Raw genomic sequence first — 20,828 nt, forward strand, 5'->3', positions numbered from 1 at the left:
CGATCATAGCGCAAGTGTTTTTTAATACTTTTCTTAAAAAAACAGGTCATTCGATTAAAAACAAAGCAAAACCGTCAAAAAAGCCTATTTTATCTACATATTTTTGAATTTATCTGCAAACAAAGAGACTTTTTTCCAGTTTGTATACTCAACTTCTTTTGTCGTATCTGTTTCTCCACCAGTAATTTTCATAATAAAACGAATCATCACTCGGTCGAACCATTTATAGCGCGGGTAATAAAGAGCACCCGCAAATACACCTATAAGTGAAGGAGTCCAAGGTGATTTCTTTAGAAACGTCTTTATATAGGCACTCCCTTCTGGTGTGTCTTTGCCTTGATCTTCTTTTCTCGCTGTCAAGTTGACACAAAAGAAAGCGACTTTTGATTCATCCAACGCAGATTTGTTCTTCTCAATAAACTGATAAAGTTTTTTATTGAGGTGACCATATCGAATAGAAGCACCAATAAGAATGCGGTCGTATTGTGTAAAGTCGATAATGCCCAATTGGTGGATATCTTTCGTATCACACTCGTCTAGCGACAGCTCTTGTTCAATATAATGCAGTATTTTCTTGGTTTGACCATCTTGGCTTGAATGTAAAAATAGAGCTTTCATTTAATTTGTCCTTAACTACGCCAAAATGTCGGAGTGAGTAATATAAGAAGAGTGAAAATTTCCAAACGGCCGAATAGCATTGACACAATCAGTACCCACTTGGCGTTATCATTTACGTCACCAAAGTGAACAGAGACCTCACCCAACCCTGGGCCTAAGTTATTTAACGTTGCCGCTACCGCAGAGAACGCACTTAGTTCATCCATTCCAGTAGCGATTAATGCCAACATACAAACGACAAAAACCAACGCATAGGCAGAGAAGAATCCCCACACAGCATCAACGACCCGTTGAGATAGAGCAGTTCCACCAACTTTAATGGTATATACCGCTCTTGGGTGCACTAAACGTTTCATTTCACGCGCACCTTGAAGGGTTAATAGCAGTATTCGAATGACTTTCATTCCGCCACCTGTCGACCCCGCACATCCTCCAATAAAAGAAGAGAACAGCAGCAACACGGGTAAAAAGAGCGGCCATTCTGAGAATCCGGTCGTGGTAAAGCCCGCAGTGGTCGAAATTGATACTGTTTGGAAGAGTGCTTGGTCAAACGCATCATATATAGAGTCGTAAGTATGATGATTCAGCAAAATCAAGAAACAGACGAAGAATAACAGAGACTGAATACCGATAAATGCGCGAAATTCAGGATCTTTCCAATAGTATTTTGGGTGAACACCACCAGAAGCAAAGGCCGCAAAGTGAAGTGAGTAGTTACATGCCGATATCAAAAGAAAAACAACAGTAATCATATTGATCGCATGGCTATCAAAATAGCCTATGCTCGCATCGTGAGTAGAGAAACCACCAATAGCAATCGTTGAGAAACTATGACTTATCGCATCGAAAGGAGTCATACCGGCAAACCAGTACGCGGTTGCACACGCTATCGTTAAGCTTAAATAGATATACCAGAGCGCTTTTGCTGTCTCTGCAATCCTTGGTGTCATTTTGCTGTCTTTTACTGGCCCCGGGATTTCTGCGCGGTAGAGTTGCATTCCACCGATACCGAGTACCGGTAAGATAGCAACTGCTAAAACGATGATCCCCATACCACCAAACCATTGCAGTATTTGGCGATAGAACAAAATCGCTTTAGGTAGATCATCAAGACCAACAATAACCGTTGCCCCTGTCGTGGTTAACGCAGAGAAGGATTCAAAAAAAGCATCGGTAACCGAAACATTGGGATTGTCAGCAATAAGAAATGGAATAGAGCCAGCACTGCCAATTACCGTCCAAAATAGAACAACAATCAAAAAGCCATCGCGAGCTTTCAGCTCTTGTTTATGGTGTCTATTAGGAAACCAGCAAGCGGTACCGCAGAAAAGCAGTACAAAAAAAGTGGTAACAAACGGAACACCAGCACCATCTCGATACAGTAACGCGACAAGTGCTGGTGCTAACATAGAGACGCTAAAGAGAGCGAGCAGTAATCCGACTATTCGGATAATCGATCGAAATTGCATGGTTATATATAGATGAAGCTAAGCTTCTGACTTCCTAATTATCTAGATAATGGTGTGACAATTGCCTTTGCACCACTTTTATTAATGACATTCTGAGTAAAGTCATTCACGACCCGTTGCTCTATCTCAATCATCAAGACGATATGATCACTGTATTTAGCATCAATCTCTATAGCCTGATACTGCGCGAATAAAGACTGCGCAATCGGCAAGAAAGCATAGTCTAACTCTAGCTGCAAATTTATGGTTATTTTTTTCTCGATAGTTTGAAGCTGCTTTAGTGCTTGTTGCACTCCGCCACCATACGCTTTAACTAAACCGCCCGTACCCAACTTAATCCCGCCAGAGTATCGAGTTACAACTGCTGACATTTCGCCAACACCCGATCCAGAGAGCTGTGCCAATATTGGTTTCCCCGCAGTACCAGAAGGTTCACCATCGTCACTAAAGCCCCACTTCATCGAATCTTCAGGCCTACCCGCGACAAAACCCCAGCAGTTATGCCTAGCACTTGAATGCTGCTTTTTGACTGACTCTATAAAGGCTTTGGCTGCTTCTATACTGGGTGTATGAGCAAGCTGAGTAATAAAAACACTCTTCTTTATCTCTTCTTGAAACTCAACAGAGCTTTCAGGGATTAAATAAGGTAAGTCATTCATAGGCTTGTATTGTATAGAAGGCAGCTATCTAGTGTACCACGAGCGCCTTTTAAAGGTGGCAACGATCTGCACAGATACACAATGTTAAACACTTGTTTGAAAAATGTATTGAAAATATTCAATCTAGGGTACAAACTAAAAAAACTGGTCAAACCAGATTCACAATCATACAAATTAAAACAATAACTCTCACACGCCGTCTTAGATTGCATGTCACGGAGATAGACAATGATTTACCAAGCCAACACCCTACAGGTAAAGAAACATGAGAATGGAATCGCTGAGCTCAGCTTCTGTGCTCCCAATTCTGTCAATAAATTAGATTTAGCAACATTAGAGTCGCTTAATGAAGCGCTTGACGCCTTGAAAGTACAATCAGATGTTAAAGGGTTGATCCTAACCTCTGATAAAGACACTTTTATCGTTGGTGCCGACATCACCGAATTTCTAGGCCTGTTTGCAAAAACCGATCAAGAACTGGATCAGTGGCTACGTTTTGCTAACGACATATTTAGCAAACTAGAAGATCTACCATTCCCTACACTCTCCGCTCTAAAAGGCCATACTCTTGGTGGCGGATGTGAGTGTGTACTTGCTACTGATTTCCGTATAGGCGACAAAACCACCAGCATAGGTCTCCCAGAAACAAAACTAGGCATCATGCCTGGCTTTGGTGGCTGTGTGCGACTACCCCGTGTAATTGGTGCAGATAGCGCAATGGAGATCATCACTCAAGGTAAAGCATGTCGTGCCGATGAAGCTCTCAAGATTGGGCTACTTGATGCCATCGTAGAGTCTGAGCAGTTAACTCAGTCCGCCATGAATACCGTCTTATTAGCTGCTAACGAAGAGCTAGACTGGAAACAGCGCCGTCAACAAAAAGCCTCTGCGCTTTCACTAAGCAAGCTAGAAGCGATGATGAGTTTCACCATGGCAAAAGGTTTGGTTGCTCAAAAAGCGGGGCCACACTACCCTGCACCAATGACCGCGGTTATTGCGATTGAAAAAGCTGCACGCAGCAATCGCGATGATGCGCTAGACATTGAACGCCAACTGTTTGTGAAACTCGCGAAGTCTGAAGAAGCAAAATCACTCGTTGGCCTGTTTCTTAATGATCAGTACATTAAAGGCCTAGCTAAAAAGGCTGAAAAGTCAGCGAATAAAGAGACCAAGCGCGCAGCAGTATTAGGTGCCGGGATCATGGGTGGCGGTATCGCTTACCAATCAGCATTGAAAGGCGTTCCTGTCTTAATGAAGGACATCGCCCAACCTTCACTAGATTTAGGTATGACTGAAGCATCAAAACTGCTTAATAAACGTTTATCTCGTGGACGACTCGATGGCTTCAAGATGGCAGGCATTTTAGCCTCCATTACACCAAGCCTTCACTATGCGGGTATTGAACAGTCTGATGTTATTGTTGAAGCTGTGGTAGAAAACCCAAAAATAAAAGCAGCGGTGCTGAGTGAAGTAGAAACACACGTTGGTGATAATGCAGTAATCACATCAAACACGTCTACAATTCCAATCAATTTATTAGCTAAATCACTCAAACGTCCAGAAAACTTCTGTGGCATGCACTTCTTTAACCCTGTGCATCGTATGCCCCTAGTAGAAATCATTCGCGGTGAACACACCTCCGATGAAACCATTAATCGCGTCGTTGCCTACGCTGCAAAGATGGGTAAATCCCCGATTGTCGTCAATGATTGCCCTGGCTTCTTTGTTAACCGTGTTCTATTCCCATATTTTGGTGGCTTCAGCATGCTTCTTCGTGATGGTGCGGATTTCACTAAAATCGACAAGGTAATGGAACGTCAATTCGGCTGGCCAATGGGACCGGCCTATTTGCTGGATGTGGTTGGTATAGATACCGCTCATCACGCACAAGCAGTCATGGCGCAAGGTTTTCCTGAGCGAATGGGAAAAGAAGGTCGAGATGCTATTGATGCTCTGTTTGATGCGAATAAATACGGTCAGAAAAATGGTAGCGGCTTCTATAGTTACAGCGTTGATAAGCGTGGTCGCCCGAAGAAAACATTCTCTGAAGAGATTGTGCCTGTATTAGCGGATGTATGCAGCGTACCACAAGAGTTTGATGATCAAACCATTATCCAACGTGTGATGATTCCAATGATCAATGAAGTCGTACTTTGTTTGGAAGAAGGCATTATCGCTTCACCACAAGAAGCCGACATGGCACTGGTTTACGGTTTAGGCTTCCCTCCATTTAGAGGCGGCGTATTCCGTTACTTAGACAGTGTGGGCATTAGCCGTTTTGTCGAAATAGCAAAAGGCTATCAAGATCTTGGTGCTATGTACCAAGTTCCTCAACTACTACTTGATATGGCAGCGAAAGGCGAAAGCTTTTACGGTGCACAACAAGTTAGTTCGTTATAACCCACATTTGGAAAAGGAATAGCAAAATGAATAATGTAGTTATTGTTGATTGCCTTCGTACCCCAATGGGACGCTCCAAAGGTGGAGCTTTCCGTCACACTCGTGCTGAGGATCTCTCTGCGCATTTGATGAAAGGCATTTTAGAGCGCAACCCTGAAGTTAACCCTTCAGAAATTGAAGATATCTACTGGGGTTGTGTACAACAAACACTTGAACAAGGCTTTAACGTCGCGCGTAACGCCGCGCTTCTCGCGGGTCTGCCAATAGAAATTGGAGCCGTAACAGTAAACCGTTTATGTGGTTCATCGATGCAAGCTCTGCATGATGCCGCACGTTCAATTATGGTCGGCGATTCTGAGATTTGCCTAATTGGCGGTGTTGAACATATGGGCCATGTGCCGATGACACACGGTGTCGATTTCCACCCGGGTATGTCTAAAACAGTCGCAAAAGCCGCCGGTATGATGGGGCTGACCGCTGAAATGCTAGGCAAGATACATGGAATTAGCCGTGAAGACCAAGATGCCTTTGCTGCTCGCTCTCACAGACTCGCTCAAGCTGCAACTGTGGAAGGTCGATTCAAGAATGAGATCCTGCCAACTGAAGCTCACGCGGAAGATGGGTCTCTATTCACACTCGACTACGATGAAGTCATTCGCCCAGAGACGACTGTTGAAGGCTTATCAAAGCTTCGCCCTGTCTTTGACCCTGCCAATGGCACGGTAACCGCGGGGACTTCTTCTGCCCTGTCTGATGGTGCTTCTGCCATGCTGATCATGAGTGAAGAGAAAGCCAATGCTCTCGGCCTAAAAATTCGTGCTCGAATAAAATCAATGGCAATTGCCGGCTGCGACCCTTCTATCATGGGCTACGGGCCGGTACCCGCTACGCAAAAAGCACTGAAACGTGCTGGGTTAAGTATTGAAGATATGGGAGTGGTAGAGCTAAACGAAGCATTTGCAGCGCAATCTCTTCCATGTGCGAAAGATCTTGGCCTTCTTGATGTCGTTGAGGAGAAGGTTAACTTAAATGGTGGCGCGATTGCGTTAGGCCACCCTCTTGGTTGCTCAGGCTCTCGCATTTCAACAACGCTTATTAACCTAATGGAAGCGAAAGAGGCTAAGTATGGTCTAGCCACCATGTGTATTGGTTTAGGGCAAGGTATTGCAACCGTTTTTGAACGCCCTTAGCGCCCTTCATCAGTATTAAGGTGCTGCTGAAAAATAGCCAAATAAAAATGCCAGTGCTCCCCATACTGGCATTTTTTCTATTTACAGCGATATACGTAAAGTAAGAATGTTTAAGCTTTCAGCCACTCCCGATGAAGTTTTTCACTCGACCCCAAGTAATCCACCATCCACTTGATTAAGCGATGATTATCATCTTTACGCCAAACCAAGCAGCACTGGCTTAAAGGTTTCTCTTCATCTAACGTTTTTTCTACCAATAGCCCTTCAATAATCAAAGGTTGTGCAATATGACGTGGCATGTAGCCAACACCCACCCCACTCTTAATGCACTCTATGGCACTGTACCAGTTGGGTAACAATAACCGCCTCTGCTTAGGGTAATGGACCGTATGTCGCTTAGGTAAAACACTAGAAGTATCATCTAAACAAATAGCTGGATATTGGCTAACAAACTCTTCCGTTAATGTCTGCTCTTTTACGCATGGATGACTAGGCGACATGACAAACGCCCAATCAAGAATGCCCATGTCTTTGACGCCAAATTCTCCACCAACAGGAATGGCAGAAGTTGCACCAATGACGATATCGGCTCTCCCCTGAGAAATCGCTTCCCACGAACCATTAAAAACCTCCATATTGATTTGCAACTCAGCAAACTCAAAGGTGGAATAAAAGTCTTCTATCAACGGTTTCATTTGATCTAGCCTGACGACGTTATCCAGCGTGAGCTTAAGCGTTGTTTTCCAGCCATGGGCCGCTCGCTTGGTCTGTAACTTGATCTCTTCCATCTGACGCAACATCACTCGTGCTTCTGCAACAAATAACTCACCCGCAGGTGTCAGTTCAACTTTCCTTGGCAAGCGCCTAAATAATAGTACGTCCAAATCCTGCTCAACCTGACGTACGCCATAGCTTATCGCAGAAGGGACTTTGTGCAGTAGTTCTGCCGCAGCGGTAAAGCTACCAAGGCGTGCAACGGTATCGATCATTTCGAGGGAAGATTTAGAGAACATTTATCTATCAAATTTTTTGATTCATAACTAACAATTTTAGCGTTTTATTTTCTTTAATGCCAAAAATAGAATACCCACCAAATAGGTAGGTAACGTTAAGACGAAACACCTGCCCATCAGATGATATAAGTAATCGATTAAATTTTTTGAATGGTAAACCATTCTTATAGGAAAACTATGAACGTTTCTAAATTTCAGCTAATTTATTTGGCTGCTCTTTCAACGCTTGGCTTTATTGCAACCGATATGTACCTGCCAGCCTTTAAAATCATGGAATCCGACTTTGCTACGGGTCCTGAACAAATCGCTCTCTCTCTGACTATATTTTTAGTCGGTATGGCGGTCGGTCAGCTACTTTGGGGGCTAGCAAGTGATAAATTCGGCCATAGAACCACGCTTGCTGCGGGTCTTGCTCTATTTACTATGGCTTCTTTTGGTCTCGCTTTTAGTGATCAAGTTTGGCAATTACTGACACTCCGCTTTGTTCAGGCTTTTGGTGTTTGCGCTCCTGCCGTTATTTGGCAAGCAATGGTGATAAAACAGTACCCTTCTAAAACCAGCCAGCAGATATTTGCGACCATAATGCCGTTAGTGGCACTCTCACCAGCACTAGCACCACAGTTGGGAGTCGTGCTTGCCAATCACTTTGGCTGGCATAGTATCTTCATCGCTTTAACGTTAATGGGAGCAATGTTAGTCGCTGTTACGCTAGGGCAGCCAAAACAGGAAAAAGAGATGAAGCCCTCGTCAATGGGCAGTGACATCAAAGCGCTTTTTAGCTCAAAGACCTACCTTGGTAACGTCATCATGTTTGCAACAGCTTCTGCCGCCTTTTTTGCTTACCTGACGGGTATGCCAGAGATCATGTCCCAACTTGGCTATTCAGCTAAAGACATCGGCTTGAGCTTCGTCCCTCAGACCCTTGCCTTTATGATTGGTGGCTATCTAGGCAAAGCCCTAGTGAAAAAACACGGTGACGAAAGAGTACTTAAGCAGTTAATTGGACTATTTAGCATCGCAACTCTCCTCGTGTTCATTGCATCACAGTGGCAGCTCAGTTCAATCTGGCCAATCTTGACGCCATTTTGTTTGATTGCCGTTGCCAATGGCGCCCTTTATCCAATCGTAGTCAACAGAGCACTATCCAGTGCAAAGAAAAGCCCAGCGACGGCTGCCGGATTACAAAACAGCATTCAAATCAGCGTCAGTAGCGCAGCGAGTGCACTGGTTGCCGCGATGGCGAGCCAAGCTCAATCGGCGACGGGTATTGCTATCATTATCTGTACTTTAGGTTTATGGGTGGGTTATATCATTTCAAACAAGCAGCTCTCTAAGCATTTTAGAGCGCCAGATAATGCAAGAGTTGTGAGAGATAAATAACACGAGAACGCCGCACAATTGCGGCGCTTTTTATTGCAAATAAGAGAGAATAGATAAGCGTTACATTACGCTACTATAGACTCGTTAAGCCCCACTTTTGTGCCGTCTTATGGAAGAAGCCTTGGGTCTTTTTGAGCTCAACCCAATGGTTAATGTAGTTAATCCAAACCTGATCATTTTGTGGTAACAGCATAGCGATAGGAGTTGGTTTTCGAGGTTCTTTAACGGGAACAATGGCTAACTGCTGAAATTTCTCCACCAAGGTTGCTGCTTCAACATTCGAGGTCACTGAGACGTCTGCTCGCTTTGCTAGTAGCTCTTGAAAATCTCGAGCAGGTGCTTCAATCACCACATGCTGGGCTGAAGGAAAAAACTCTTTCACCATTTTTTCTTGGACAGTACCTAGCGTTGCCGCCACTTTAATATCAACGTTATCAAAATCAGCCCAATCAGAGAATTTCCCTAAATCTTTCTTCTGCACGACCGGAACAAAGGCAAGGTAAAAATAGGGTTGGCTATATCCAGCGACTTTAGCGCGAGACATATTCAGTGAAGCACTACCTGTAATGTCATACTTTCCGGCTGTAATACCATTGACCAATGTCTTCCAATCGGTTGCTACATATTCCACTTTCACACCAAGGTCTTTTGCTAGCTCTGTCGTCACATCAATATCAAACCCGCGGTAACTGTTGGTGGCAGGATCCTTCATCGTCATTGGATTCCAATCACCAGTCGTACCTACCTTTAACACCCCCGTATTCAAAATATCCTGCAACCGACTAATATCAGCAGCTGCAACATTTAAAGACAGTAAACACATCCCAAACAGCAACGCGATCTTCTTCATTTTCATTATCCTTAAAATTGTTTACGTTTTATGCTACATCATTGATAACATAGCAGTAACAAAAGGATTTATTTAGCCAATATGGAGAATTGTGTGAACCTTCGTACACTTGCGGCACTATTGATAGCTTTGCTACTCACCGGGTGCACTGATTACCAGTGGGGTTGGTACATCTTAGATCCAACGACAACCCAAGGGCAGACCAACCTAAAGTTCTTAACTGCTGGATTTTATGACACGATCAACGTATCACTGTTGAGCATGGTTTTTGCTATGCTCATTGGGCTAATTGTTGCGCTCCCTGCATTGTCTAGTAACATTTACCTACGGGCTTTCAATAGAGTGTATGTTGAATCCATTCGTTCTATTCCTGTATTGGTCCTACTTTTATGGGTCTACTACGGCATGCCAACGTTACTTGATATCTCTCTTAATCATTTCTGGGCAGGTGTCATTGCATTAACCATCGCTGAAAGTGCCTTCATGGCGGAGGTGTTTCGAGGTGGGATTCAATCCATCAATAAAGGACAACATGAAGCAGCGGAAGCATTAGGGCTCAACTATTGGCAAAAAATGCAATTGGTCATTTTCCCCCAAGCATTTCGTCTGATATTGCCACCACTTGGAAATCAATTCGTTTATATTCTTAAAATGTCGTCATTAGTCAGTGTGATTGGTTTGAGTGACTTAACTCGAAGAGCTAACGAGTTAGTGGTTAATGAGTACTTACCTCTAGAGATCTACACTTTTCTCGTGTTGGAATATCTAGTATTGATACTCTGCGTGTCTCAAGCAGTGCGTTGGTTAGAAAGACGCATCGCAATTCCACAGAATTGACCCTCTAATCTCCTAAGTCTTAACATTCTAGGTATGAATATTCCAAAAAATAAAAGGGTTGGCATTGAACCAACCCTTTTATAGATTATATAAAACTATTTTTTGATTTTAGCCGGACGCTGCCAATCAGAAACTTTACGTTCTTTCGCACGAGTAATAACAAGTTCACCTTGAGCGACATCTTTCGTTAGTGTCGTTCCCGCCCCAACTGTTGCACCATCTGAAATCATCACTGGAGCAATCAACTGGCAATCAGAACCAACAAAAACATCGTCACCAATGGTGGTCTTGAATTTATTTGCACCGTCGTAATTACATGTAATCACACCTGCGCCGACATTCACACGCTGGCCAATTTGAGCATCACCTAAATACGTTAGGTGGTTCGCTTTAGAACCCTCGCCAATAGACGTATTTTTCACTTCAACGAAGTTACCAACATGAGCATCATTTTTAAGCTCTGCGCCAGGGCGTAGACGAGTAAACGGGCCGACAGTACACTCTTCACCTACCGTCGCACCTTCAATCACACTGTAAGGTCGGACAATCGAATTATCATCGATTTCACAATCTTTCAGTACACAGCCTGTACCAATAACGACGTTATCACCGATAGAAACATTACCTTCAATAATAACGTTCGTATCAATTTCTACGTCCATTCCGCACTGCAATTCACCACGTAAATCAAAACGGGACGGATCGCGTAACATCACGCCCTGCTCAAGTAGCTTTTGAGCCTGCATTGATTGGTAAGCACGCTCTAGTCGAGCAAGTTGGGAGCGGTCGTTAACCCCTTCGACTTCAATTGGGTTTACTGGATGAACGGCTTCTACCGCACGACCTTCACTATGAGCCGCAGCAATCACATCTGTTAAGTAATATTCGCCTTGCGCATTCTGGTTATTCAAACCCGAAAGCCAGCGCTTCAAATCACCACCTGTTGCAACCATCACACCGGTGTTGATCTCTTTAATAAGTTTCTGCTCATCGGTTGCATCTTTTTGCTCAACGATCGCAATAACAGGACCATTACGGCGCACGATACGGCCATATCCCATCGGGTTGTCAAGTACGACCGTTAATAGTGCAATACCACCATTAGGCTGCGCATCAAGCAAGCTTTCAACCGTTTCTTCAGAGATTAGGGGCACATCTCCGTATAGTACCAATACTTTTTCATTGTCATCAAATTGAGGAGAGGCTTGATCAACCGCATGACCGGTACCAAGTTGATCCGCTTGCAGCACCCAGCTAACAGATTCTTCCTTAAGAGCCGATTGCATCTGCTCGCCACCGTGGCCATAAACCAAATGAATATTTTGAGCACCTAGACTGTTACATGTATCAATCACATGCTTCACCATCGGCTTACCTGCCAATGTGTGCAATACCTTGGGCATCTTTGAATACATACGGGTTCCTTTACCCGCAGCAAGAATTACCGCACTAAATTTCATTCCCTAACCTACTGTAATATTTTTTATTTAAGTGATTATTCTAGCTATTTCTCGCTGAATAGTTAAATAGCAATGTCAACTTTATAAAAAAAGCAACAAAAAAGGCAGCGGTTAGGCTGCCTTTTATACTAAACGAAGCTAATGATTAGCGACGTCTGTTCACCAGTTCAATGACTTTCAACTGAGCAACAGCTTTCGCCAGCTCTGCTGATGCCTTAGCAAAGTCAACGTCACCCGAAGGTTGGTTAACTAGCTCTTCGGCGCGGCGTTTCGCTTCTTCTGCTTTCGCTTGGTCAAGATCCTGACCACGAACTGCAGTGTCTGCCAAAATAGTTACATCGTGGGCTTGTACTTCTAAAATACCGCCAGAAAGATAAATAATCTCTTCATCACCTTTCTTAGACACAATGCGAACCATACCAGGGCGAATCGTAGTAAGTAGCGGAGTATGTCCCGCTAAAACACCAAGATCACCTTTCTCACCTGAAATTTGAATGCTACGAGCTTGTCCCGAATAAATTCGGTCTTCCGCACTCACCACATCCAAATGGAAGCTTACTGATGTTAATGCTGTCATAACGCCTCCTGTAAGACTCTATTATAGCTTCTTCGCGTTCTCTAGTGCATCGTCAATCGTACCGCAGTACATGAACGCTTGCTCTGGAATATCATCGTATTCGCCAGCTAGAAGACCTTTGAAGCCACGTAGTGTCTCGCTAAGAGATACGTATACGCCAGGGTCGCCAGTAAAGACTTCAGCAACGTGGTAAGGCTGAGTTAAGAAACGCTCAATCTTACGTGCACGAGATACAACTTGCTTATCTGCTTCAGAAAGCTCGTCCATACCTAGAATTGCAATGATGTCTTTCAGCTCTTTATAACGCTGAAGTGTTTGCTGAACGTTTTGTGCAATGTCGTAGTGCTCTTGACCAACAACAAGTGGATCAAGTTGACGAGACGTTGAATCTAACGGGTCAATCGCAGGGTAAAGACCCATAGCTGCGATATTACGGTTAAGTACAACTGTTGCATCCAAGTGAGCAAACGTTGTTGCTGGAGAAGGGTCAGTCAAGTCATCCGCTGGTACGTATACCGCCTGTACAGACGTGATAGAGCCAGATTTAGTTGACGTGATACGTTCTTGTAGAACACCCATTTCTTCAGCAAGTGTTGGCTGGTAACCTACCGCAGATGGCATACGACCTAGGAGAGCCGAAACCTCTGTACCTGCAAGTGTATAACGGTAAATGTTATCAATAAACAGAAGTACATCACGACCTTCGTCACGGAAACGCTCTGCCATTGTTAGACCAGTCAGGGCAACACGTAGACGGTTTCCTGGTGGCTCGTTCATTTGACCGTAAACCATTGCTACTTTTGATTCTTCAGGGTTCTCGATGTTTACAACACCGGCTTCCTGCATCTCGTAGTAGAAATCGTTACCTTCACGAGTACGCTCACCAACGCCCGCAAATACTGACAGACCTGAGTGCTGTAGTGCGATGTTGTTGATAAGTTCCATCATGTTAACGGTCTTACCTACACCAGCACCACCGAATAGACCGATTTTACCACCCTTAGCGAATGGACAAATTAGGTCGATTACTTTCACGCCTGTTTCTAATAGTTCAGAAGCGTTCGACAACTCTTCGTAGCTTGGTGCTGCACGGTGGATAGAGTAATTCTCTTCCGCACCGATTTCACCACACTCGTCAATAGCGTCGCCAAGAACGTTCATGATTCGACCTAGGGTCTTAGTACCTACTGGTACTGAGATTGGAGCACCAGTATTTTCTACTGTTACGCCACGACGTAAACCATCTGAGCTACCCATTACGATTGCGCGAATAACGCCACCGCCAAGTTGTTGCTGAACTTCAAGAACCAAACGCTCTTTCGATTCAGTTACATTCAGAGCGTCGTAAACGTTTGGAACGTCACTCTGTGGGAACTCTACGTCGACTACTGCTCCGATGATCTGTACGATCTTACCTGTAGCCATCGTTAATCCTCTAAATTTGTTTTACCTAAATTAAACTGCTGATGCACCTGATACGATTTCAGATAGCTCTTGGGTAATCGCCGTTTGACGGGCTTTGTTGTACACAAGCTCTAGCTCTTCGATCAAATCGCCGGCATTGTCTGATGCTGCTTTCATAGCAACCATACGAGCAGCCATTTCACATGCTAAGTTCTCTACAACACCTTGGTATACTTGAGACTCAACGTAGCGAGCCATCAACGTGTTTAGTAGAACCTTCTGATCAGACTCAAACATGTAACTCCATGCGTGAGTAAACTGTTCATCTTCACAAAGTGATTTAGGCAAAGGTATTAATTGATCAATTTTTGGTTGCTGGGTCATTGAGTTAACAAACTCATTGAACACCAGGTACAAACGGTCAATTTCTCCGTCTTGATACTTCTGTAACATGACGTTGATAGAGCCGATCAGATCATCAAGAGAAGGAGAATCCCCAAGTCCTGATGTCTGTGCGACGATGTTTGCACCAATGCTATTGAAATAAGATGTTGCTTTCGAACCAATTACAGATAGTTCAACATCAACACCTTTCTCAGACCAATCGTTCATTTCGGTGACTGCCTGCTTGAACAAGTTAATGTTCAAGCCGCCACACAAACCACGATCAGTAGAGATAACAACATACCCAACACGCTTAGCCTCACGTTCCAGTAAATATGGATGCTTATATTCCAAAGTACCGTGGGCTAAATGACCAATGACCTTACGTATAATTTCAGCATATGGGCGTGGGCCTTCCATTGCGTCTTGAGTACGACGCATTTTAGAAGCGGCAACCATTTCCATAGCTTTAGTGATTTTCTGAGTGCTTTTAACACTACCAATCTTGCTACGAATTTCTTTTGAATTGGCCATCGTTACTCTCCGTTAACTACAAAACTAGGTTGTAATTACCAAGTTTGGGTTGCTTTGAAGTCATCAGCTAACTTTTTAAGTTGAGCTTCGATGTCTTTGTTGTAAGCACCCGTCTTGTTGATCTCAGTAACAAAATCTGAATACTGAGCGTGAGCATACGATAGTAGAGCAGCTTCAAAATCTAGAATCTTGTTCAGCTCTACATCTTCTAAATAGCCACGTTCAGCAGCATAAATAGATAGAGACTGATCAAATACAGACATAGGAGCGTACTGTTTCTGCTTCATCAATTCGGTAACTTTCTGACCGTGGTCTAGCTGCTTCTTCGTTGCTTCATCAAGATCTGATGAGAACTGAGCGAAGGCTGCAAGTTCACGATATTGTGCAAGTGCGGTACGAATACCACCAGAAAGCTTTTTAATGATTTTCGTTTGTGCAGAACCACCAACACGAGATACCGAGATACCTGGGTCTACCGCCGGGCGAACACCAGCGTTAAATAGTTCTGATTGTAGGAAAATCTGACCATCAGTAATCGAAATTACGTTAGTCGGTACGAATGCAGATACGTCACCAGCTTGTGTTTCGATAATAGGTAGAGCCGTTAGAGAACCGGTCTTACCTTTTACTTCACCGTTAGTGAACTTTTCTACGTACGCTTCGCTAACACGAGCAGCACGCTCTAGTAGACGAGAGTGGAGGTAGAAAACATCACCAGGGAATGCTTCACGGCCTGGTGGACGTTTTAGCAGTAGTGAAATTTGACGATACGCTACCGCTTGCTTAGTAAGATCATCATAAACGATCAAAGCATCTTCGCCGCGGTCACGGAAGTATTCACCCATTGCACAACCAGCGTAAGGCGCTAGGTATTGCAGTGCTGCTGATTCAGAAGCAGATGCAACAACAATGATTGTGTTTGCAAGTGCACCGTGCTCTTCAAGCTTACGAACCACGTTAGCGATGGTTGAAGCTTTCTGACCAATAGCAACGTAAACAGAGAAAATACCAGAGTCTTTCTGGTTGATGATCGCATCGATCGCCATTGCTGTTTTACCAGTCTGACGGTCACCGATAACTAGCTCACGCTGGCCACGGCCGATTGGGATCATCGCATCAACTGATTTGTAACCAGTTTGAACAGGCTGATCAACTGACTTACGATCGATTACACCAGGTGCAATCACTTCGATCGGTGAAGTCATTTTAGCTGGAATAGGACCTTTACCATCAATTGGCTCACCCAGTGTATTTACAACACGACCAAGTAATTCAGGACCTACTGGAACTTCTAGGATACGACCAGTACCCGTTACTTTCATACCTTCACGAAGACCGGTATAAGGACCCATTACAACAGCACCAACTGAATCACGATTCAAGTTAAGAGCTAGAGCGTAACGACCGCCTGGAAGTTCAATCATTTCACCTTGCATCACGTCTTCAAGACCGTGGATGCTAAGAATACCATCGCTTACAGATACGATAGTACCTTCATTGCGCGCTTCAGATACAACATTGAATTGTTCAATACGTTGTCTGATCAGCGCGCTAATTTCCGTGGAATTAAGTTGCATTGCTCAAATTCCCTAAGTTATGACTTAATAACGTCTTTAAGACGATTAATACGACTAACGAGTGAGTTATCTAGCACAGTATCGCCAGATCTAATCACCGCACCACCTATCAACTCACTGTCGACTAAACAGTTCATTTTCACGCTGCAATCAAAGTGTTTTTCAAGCGACTTAACTAGCTCTGCTAGCTGTGCTTCACTTAATTCAAATGAAGTCGTTACTGTTACTTCTTTCACATTTAACGCTTCTGCGGAAAGCAGTTGAAACTGCTGATAGATATCACTTAACGCTGAAGTACGACGATTTTCGATAATAACCTTTAAGAAGTTCTGTAAAGGCTCATCGAAGTACTCACCCGCTACATCGAAATACAATTGCATCAATTGTTCAGGCTGAAGGCGTAACGCCGCTTTCTCTAACTCAGGAGCTAGAGAAAGGGTTTTCGCAAGTTCAAGCATACTTGACCATTGGTCAACCGCACTATTATCACTTGCGTAGCCAAACGCAGCCTTAGCATAAGGACGAGCAATAGTTGTCAAACCAGACATACTGACGCCCTCCCTTATAGCTTCGCAGAAATACTATCAAGTATGTCTTGATGAGCAGCTGGATCAATCGAACGCTCGATGATTTTCTCAGCACCAAGAATAGCTAGAGAAGCAACATCTTTTTGTAGTTCGTTACGAGCACGTAAAGTTTCAGCTTCTAACTCAGCTTTACCTTGAGCAAGTACATGTTCACGCTCTTGCATCGCTTCTTGACGAGCTTCGTCCAGAATTTGAGTTTTGCGTTTATTTGCAAGCTCAATAATTCCAAGCGCTTCTTGCTTAGCATCCTTTAACTGATCTGCTGCACTGTGTTGTGCTAGCTGTAACGCTTTGTCAGCACGTTCAGCAGACTCTAAACCTTCAGAGATTTTCTTCTGGCGCTCTTCAATTGCTGCGATCAATGGTGGCCACACGTACTTCATGCAGAACCAAACAAACAATGTAAATGCTATTGCTTGACCTAGCAGAGTTGCATTGATATTCACAATGACCCTCCTTTATTCTTTTAATGTTTCGCTAATGCGAAACGACGTAGAGTAAATAAGAAAAAGGGTTTCTTACAATGCGAACAGCATGTACATAGAGATACCAACACCGATCATTGGAACAGCATCAAGTAGACCCGCTAGAATGAACATATTTGTTTGTAGCACTGGAGCCATTTCTGGTTGACGAGCAACAGACTCAAGGAACTTACCGCCTAGAATTGCGAAGCCGAAGCCAGTCGCGATTGCACACATACCTAGTAGTAAAGCTACAACGAAATAAATTTCCATAATAATCTCCGAAATGAAATATTGAGATAGGCTATAACCTATCATTTATAAATAAGTAAATTTTTTGTTTTAGTGTGAATCGTTACTTGCCATGCTGAGATAAACGATCGTCAGCATCGTAAAGATAAAGGCTTGTAGCACGATAACTAAAATGTGGAAAATGGCCCAAATAATATGTGCAATAACACCAAGTCCGCCAAGAACCGCGCCTGCAGTATAGGTAACTGCGATCAGGATAAAGATAAGTTCACCTGAGTACATGTTGCCGTACAAACGTAGTGATAATGAGACTGGTTTTGCAAATAATGAGACAGTTTCCAGGACCAAGTTAAAAGGTATTAACGCTTTATTATTAATCGGGTGCAGCGTAAATTCCTTCACAAATCCCTTAAAGCCCTTGTACTTAATCATGTATGCCACGGTAAGTATAAGAACGCCTATTGCCATCGCTAAAGTGGTATTCAAGTCTACCGTAGGTACAACCTTGAAGTATTCAAATCCAGCTAAGTGCATTAGTTGAGGGATAAAGTCGACCGGTATCAAGTCCATTGTATTCATTAAAAGAATCCAACAGAAAAGAGTTAAAGCTAATGGTGCGACTAACTTATCACGTCCATGAAAAGCACCTTTTACAATTTCATCGACCTGTTCAACGACCATTTCGACGAAGCATTGTAATTTTCCAGGGGTGCCTGTGGTTGCGTTTTTTCCAACCCGATAGAACAACCACAAAAATAGCGAACCCAGAAGTGCAGAGACCAATAGAGAGTCCCAGTGTAGGGTCCAGAATCCAGCTTCAGCACAGCCATAGTTTGTGGCAATGCTGCCATCAACAACACAAACTTTAGCGTTAGTGAGGTGGTGCTGAATGTATTCCTGCGGAGTATCAGCCATGGTTAATCCCATTTTTTGAAAAAAATAAAATAGGGGCAAGCCAAAACATCAGTAGAGTCAGTTTATATCCGGTAAAGAAAGCTCCTGGACGTAGAAACTCCGTTACGGAAAAAACTAAAATAAACAAAATGATGGTTACCACCAGTTTTAATGCCCATCCGATAAAAATAAAACCAAGTAGTACAGAACCATCAGCATCATCATTAGGGATGAAGGCAAACAGAGCATATATGTAGTTACCTAGAACCGCGATCATTCCGCCTTTAAGAATAAAGCGAGCTGCCTCGTCTCCACACTGCACATATGTTAAGCCCCCGACAATCATCACAAACAAAAGCTGAAAGTGGACTACTTTAAAAGCTACTTTCCCTTTTTCGCTTAAATTTGAAATAAACATCAAAAGCACCTGTTTTAGTATTATTTACTGATCGAGAACAAAGAAACGTCTCTATCTCAGTAAAAAAAAGCTTCAAAAGTATATAGAGACAGGAGTAAAACACAACTGTTATCCCCTTATCTCCATAAACTTGAATTCTATTCTGTGAACTAGGAGGTGCTCTGACCTTTAGTTAACAAATGTAAGATTTTGTGTAAGTGGTCTTGGCTCTCAAAATCGATCTGAACCTTGCCTTTTCCCGACTTACCCAGCGCAACATTCACCTTCGATTCAAACTGTTGTGAAAGTGTTTCTAGTTGCGATTCCGCTTCGCCTGACAAGGCCATTACTGGCTCTACAGAGCTTTCATCTGACTTAGACTGCAGCTTCTTAACTAACGCTTCAGTCTGACGCACTGTAAGCCTTTTCTTAGCCACTTCGGAAGCAACACTCGCTTGTTCTTCACCTTCAAGAACCAGAAGCGCACGTGCATGTCCCATTTCTAGCTCTTTACTTGCCACTAAGTTTTTCACGTCCGTTTCAAGCTGATTGAGGCGCAGTAGATTACTGACCGTCGTACGTGACTTACCGATAACCTCAGCGACCTGTTGGTGCGTTAAAGTAAACTCATCTTGCAGACGCTCTAGTGCTTCCGCCTCTTCTATCGCGTTAAGGTCTTCACGTTGAATGTTTTCAATTAACGCCATCGCGATTGCCGCGCGATCTTCAACTTTCTTATTCAAACATGGAACACGTTTTAATCCGGCTTGTCGAGCCGCACGCCAGCGTCTTTCACCTGCGATGATTTCAAAATGTTCACTATCAACTTGGCGAACCACAATAGGTTGAATAATGCCTTGTGACTGAATAGACGCCGCTAGCTCTTCTAGTGCCTCAGGTGCCATGTCTTTACGTGGTTGATAAACACCCGGTCTAAGTTGATTTATATTGAGCTCTATAAGCTCACCATCAGCAGAGAGAGCTTGGCTGTGAGAAGCTACATGCTGTTTTTCTCGCGCTAACGAACTGGTTGCAAGCAGTGCATCCAGCCCTTTTCCTAAACCACGTTTAGACATAACAGCAGATTCCTTTTAAATATTTTTATGCTGGGACTTCATCTCGACGAAGCATCTCACCCGCGAGCGCTAAATACGCTTTCGCTCCGGCAGAATACTTGTCGTAGTACATTGCAGGCTTGCCGTGACTTGGCGCTTCAGCCAAACGAACATTTCGAGGGATAACCGTACGATAGACTTTCGTGCCAAAATGTTTTTTTAATTGATCTGACACTTCATTTGAAAGTCGATTTCTTGGATCGTACATGGTTCGCAGCAACCCTTCGATCTTAAGGTTCTCATTCACTACCGCTGCAAGCTTACTAATGGTATCCATCAGTGCAGTCAGCCCTTCCAGAGCAAAATACTCACACTGCATAGGAACAAGCACAGAATCTGCTGCTGCCATAGCGTTGATTGTAAGAAGGTTTAGGGATGGTGGGCAATCGATAAAGATGAAATCATAGTTATCACGAACCGAAGCCAGTGCATTTTTCAAGCGAACTTCGCGTGCAAACACTTCCATGAGCTTAATTTCAGCGGCGGTGACATCACCATTTGCAGCAATCAAGTCATAGTGCCCAGATGTTTTTTTACAGACGACTTCATCAAAAGGAACATCTTCGACTAATAATTCATAAGCTGTGGCATCGACCTGATACTTGTCCACTCCACTTGCCATCGTAGCATTACCTTGAGGATCAAGATCGATAACGAGCACTTTTCGCTTAGTGGCGGCCATAGACGCTGCTAAGTTAATGCACGTTGTTGTTTTTCCTACGCCACCCTTTTGGTTGGCTATTGCTACAATTTTACCCACGATCTGC

The 20,828-nt window shown here is 43.6% G+C and carries 21 protein-coding genes; 4 read left to right on the plus strand and 17 right to left on the minus strand.

What is annotated here, in order from left to right:
• Positions 1-93: 93 nt before the first annotated feature.
• From hemG to KP803_RS20220, 3 genes are read right to left on the minus strand one after another with little or no spacing between them, the layout of a single operon-like run.
• Positions 94-618, minus strand: coding sequence for a menaquinone-dependent protoporphyrinogen IX dehydrogenase (hemG, locus tag KP803_RS20210; RefSeq protein WP_248010651.1), 525 nt, complete (start codon positions 616-618; stop codon positions 94-96).
• Positions 619-629: 11 nt separating this feature from the next.
• Entirely contained in the window at positions 630-2,087 is a 1,458-nt protein-coding gene (locus KP803_RS20215) for a TrkH family potassium uptake protein (RefSeq protein WP_248010652.1), read from the minus strand.
• Between the two features lie 38 nt (positions 2,088-2,125).
• On the minus strand, positions 2,126-2,746 hold the full coding sequence (locus KP803_RS20220) for a YigZ family protein (protein ID WP_248010653.1): 621 nt from the start codon (positions 2,744-2,746) through the stop codon (positions 2,126-2,128).
• Positions 2,747-2,974: 228 nt separating this feature from the next.
• Between KP803_RS20220 and fadB the strand changes: the two genes are divergently transcribed.
• Both fadB and fadA read left to right on the plus strand, forming a co-directional pair.
• The gene (gene fadB, locus KP803_RS20225; RefSeq protein ID WP_248010654.1) at positions 2,975-5,146 is read left to right on the plus strand and encodes a fatty acid oxidation complex subunit alpha FadB; all 2,172 of its coding nucleotides are present in this window, start codon (positions 2,975-2,977) and stop codon (positions 5,144-5,146) included.
• A 26-nt stretch (positions 5,147-5,172) separates the two neighbouring features.
• Positions 5,173-6,336, plus strand: a complete 1,164-nt coding sequence (fadA, locus tag KP803_RS20230; protein ID WP_248010655.1) for an acetyl-CoA C-acyltransferase FadA — start codon at positions 5,173-5,175, stop codon at positions 6,334-6,336.
• Positions 6,337-6,446: 110 nt separating this feature from the next.
• Here the strand turns inward: fadA and punR are convergent, their stop codons facing one another.
• On the minus strand, positions 6,447-7,349 hold the full coding sequence (gene punR, locus KP803_RS20235; RefSeq protein WP_248010656.1) for a DNA-binding transcriptional activator PunR: 903 nt from the start codon (positions 7,347-7,349) through the stop codon (positions 6,447-6,449).
• Between the two features lie 177 nt (positions 7,350-7,526).
• On the opposite strand from punR, the gene punC reads away from it, so the two are divergent.
• Positions 7,527-8,729, plus strand: coding sequence for a purine nucleoside transporter PunC (gene punC / locus KP803_RS20240; RefSeq protein ID WP_248010657.1), 1,203 nt, complete (start codon positions 7,527-7,529; stop codon positions 8,727-8,729).
• 73 nt (positions 8,730-8,802) lie between these two features.
• Here punC and KP803_RS20245 read toward each other — a convergent pair whose 3' ends face one another.
• On the minus strand, positions 8,803-9,579 hold the full coding sequence (locus tag KP803_RS20245) for a transporter substrate-binding domain-containing protein (RefSeq protein WP_248010658.1): 777 nt from the start codon (positions 9,577-9,579) through the stop codon (positions 8,803-8,805).
• A 93-nt stretch (positions 9,580-9,672) separates the two neighbouring features.
• On the opposite strand from KP803_RS20245, the gene KP803_RS20250 reads away from it, so the two are divergent.
• A complete protein-coding gene (locus KP803_RS20250) occupies positions 9,673-10,416 on the plus strand; it encodes an amino acid ABC transporter permease (RefSeq protein ID WP_248010659.1) in 744 nt (247 codons plus the stop codon).
• A gap of 95 nt (positions 10,417-10,511) precedes the next feature.
• Here KP803_RS20250 and glmU read toward each other — a convergent pair whose 3' ends face one another.
• From glmU to KP803_RS20310, 12 genes are all read right to left on the minus strand, one after another.
• Positions 10,512-11,876: a bifunctional UDP-N-acetylglucosamine diphosphorylase/glucosamine-1-phosphate N-acetyltransferase GlmU gene (glmU, locus tag KP803_RS20255; RefSeq protein WP_248010660.1), complete on the minus strand. Its 1,365-nt coding sequence runs from the start codon at positions 11,874-11,876 to the stop codon at positions 10,512-10,514.
• A 145-nt stretch (positions 11,877-12,021) separates the two neighbouring features.
• Positions 12,022-12,453, minus strand: coding sequence for a F0F1 ATP synthase subunit epsilon (locus tag KP803_RS20260; RefSeq protein WP_248010661.1), 432 nt, complete (start codon positions 12,451-12,453; stop codon positions 12,022-12,024).
• Between the two features lie 21 nt (positions 12,454-12,474).
• Positions 12,475-13,878: a F0F1 ATP synthase subunit beta gene (atpD, locus tag KP803_RS20265; RefSeq protein WP_248010662.1), complete on the minus strand. Its 1,404-nt coding sequence runs from the start codon at positions 13,876-13,878 to the stop codon at positions 12,475-12,477.
• Between the two features lie 30 nt (positions 13,879-13,908).
• Complete coding sequence (atpG, locus tag KP803_RS20270; protein ID WP_248010663.1) at positions 13,909-14,775, minus strand: F0F1 ATP synthase subunit gamma; 867 nt, start codon at positions 14,773-14,775, stop codon at positions 13,909-13,911.
• A 35-nt stretch (positions 14,776-14,810) separates the two neighbouring features.
• A complete protein-coding gene (gene atpA, locus KP803_RS20275; RefSeq protein WP_248010664.1) occupies positions 14,811-16,352 on the minus strand; it encodes a F0F1 ATP synthase subunit alpha in 1,542 nt (513 codons plus the stop codon).
• A 17-nt stretch (positions 16,353-16,369) separates the two neighbouring features.
• Positions 16,370-16,900: a F0F1 ATP synthase subunit delta gene (locus tag KP803_RS20280; RefSeq protein WP_248010665.1), complete on the minus strand. Its 531-nt coding sequence runs from the start codon at positions 16,898-16,900 to the stop codon at positions 16,370-16,372.
• A 14-nt stretch (positions 16,901-16,914) separates the two neighbouring features.
• Positions 16,915-17,385 carry a F0F1 ATP synthase subunit B gene (gene atpF, locus KP803_RS20285; RefSeq protein ID WP_248010666.1) on the minus strand — a complete coding sequence of 157 codons (471 nt, stop codon included), beginning with the start codon at positions 17,383-17,385 and terminating at the stop codon, positions 16,915-16,917.
• 72 nt (positions 17,386-17,457) lie between these two features.
• Positions 17,458-17,676 (minus strand): F0F1 ATP synthase subunit C, encoded by a 219-nt coding sequence (gene atpE, locus KP803_RS20290; protein WP_017034377.1) that lies wholly within the window; start codon positions 17,674-17,676, stop codon positions 17,458-17,460.
• Between the two features lie 69 nt (positions 17,677-17,745).
• Positions 17,746-18,570, minus strand: coding sequence for a F0F1 ATP synthase subunit A (gene atpB / locus KP803_RS20295; RefSeq protein ID WP_248010667.1), 825 nt, complete (start codon positions 18,568-18,570; stop codon positions 17,746-17,748).
• On the minus strand, positions 18,563-18,967 hold the full coding sequence (locus KP803_RS20300; RefSeq protein WP_248010668.1) for an ATP synthase subunit I: 405 nt from the start codon (positions 18,965-18,967) through the stop codon (positions 18,563-18,565). The genes atpB and KP803_RS20300 overlap by 8 nt, the downstream gene beginning before the upstream one ends.
• 149 nt (positions 18,968-19,116) lie before the next feature.
• Positions 19,117-20,022, minus strand: coding sequence for a ParB/RepB/Spo0J family partition protein (locus KP803_RS20305; protein ID WP_248010669.1), 906 nt, complete (start codon positions 20,020-20,022; stop codon positions 19,117-19,119).
• Between the two features lie 25 nt (positions 20,023-20,047).
• On the minus strand, positions 20,048-20,821 hold the full coding sequence (locus tag KP803_RS20310; protein ID WP_248010670.1) for a ParA family protein: 774 nt from the start codon (positions 20,819-20,821) through the stop codon (positions 20,048-20,050).
• Positions 20,822-20,828 lie beyond the last annotated feature (7 nt).

The organism is Vibrio amylolyticus (genome assembly GCF_023145695.1).
In the GTDB taxonomy this organism is placed as follows: Bacteria; Pseudomonadota; Gammaproteobacteria; order Enterobacterales; family Vibrionaceae; genus Vibrio; species Vibrio amylolyticus.

What these genes read in the sequence shown, in the direction of transcription:
- hemG (WP_248010651.1), bottom strand. Translation starts at nt 618, where the DNA reads ATGAAAGCTCTATTTTTACATTCAAGCCAAGATGGTCAAACCAAGAAA.
- KP803_RS20215 (WP_248010652.1), bottom strand. Translation starts at nt 2,087, where the DNA reads ATGCAATTTCGATCGATTATCCGAATAGTCGGATTACTGCTCGCTCTC.
- KP803_RS20220 (WP_248010653.1), bottom strand. Translation starts at nt 2,746, where the DNA reads ATGAATGACTTACCTTATTTAATCCCTGAAAGCTCTGTTGAGTTTCAA.
- fadB (WP_248010654.1), top strand. Translation starts at nt 2,975, where the DNA reads ATGATTTACCAAGCCAACACCCTACAGGTAAAGAAACATGAGAATGGA.
- fadA (WP_248010655.1), top strand. Translation starts at nt 5,173, where the DNA reads ATGAATAATGTAGTTATTGTTGATTGCCTTCGTACCCCAATGGGACGC.
- punR (WP_248010656.1), bottom strand. Translation starts at nt 7,349, where the DNA reads ATGTTCTCTAAATCTTCCCTCGAAATGATCGATACCGTTGCACGCCTT.
- punC (WP_248010657.1), top strand. Translation starts at nt 7,527, where the DNA reads ATGAACGTTTCTAAATTTCAGCTAATTTATTTGGCTGCTCTTTCAACG.
- KP803_RS20245 (WP_248010658.1), bottom strand. Translation starts at nt 9,579, where the DNA reads ATGAAGAAGATCGCGTTGCTGTTTGGGATGTGTTTACTGTCTTTAAAT.
- glmU (WP_248010660.1), bottom strand. Translation starts at nt 11,876, where the DNA reads ATGAAATTTAGTGCGGTAATTCTTGCTGCGGGTAAAGGAACCCGTATG.
- KP803_RS20260 (WP_248010661.1), bottom strand. Translation starts at nt 12,453, where the DNA reads ATGACAGCATTAACATCAGTAAGCTTCCATTTGGATGTGGTGAGTGCG.
- atpD (WP_248010662.1), bottom strand. Translation starts at nt 13,878, where the DNA reads ATGGCTACAGGTAAGATCGTACAGATCATCGGAGCAGTAGTCGACGTA.
- atpG (WP_248010663.1), bottom strand. Translation starts at nt 14,775, where the DNA reads ATGGCCAATTCAAAAGAAATTCGTAGCAAGATTGGTAGTGTTAAAAGC.
- atpA (WP_248010664.1), bottom strand. Translation starts at nt 16,352, where the DNA reads ATGCAACTTAATTCCACGGAAATTAGCGCGCTGATCAGACAACGTATT.
- KP803_RS20280 (WP_248010665.1), bottom strand. Translation starts at nt 16,900, where the DNA reads ATGTCTGGTTTGACAACTATTGCTCGTCCTTATGCTAAGGCTGCGTTT.
- atpE (WP_017034377.1), bottom strand. Translation starts at nt 17,676, where the DNA reads ATGGAAATTTATTTCGTTGTAGCTTTACTACTAGGTATGTGTGCAATC.
- atpB (WP_248010667.1), bottom strand. Translation starts at nt 18,570, where the DNA reads ATGGCTGATACTCCGCAGGAATACATTCAGCACCACCTCACTAACGCT.
- KP803_RS20300 (WP_248010668.1), bottom strand. Translation starts at nt 18,967, where the DNA reads ATGTTTATTTCAAATTTAAGCGAAAAAGGGAAAGTAGCTTTTAAAGTA.
- KP803_RS20305 (WP_248010669.1), bottom strand. Translation starts at nt 20,022, where the DNA reads ATGTCTAAACGTGGTTTAGGAAAAGGGCTGGATGCACTGCTTGCAACC.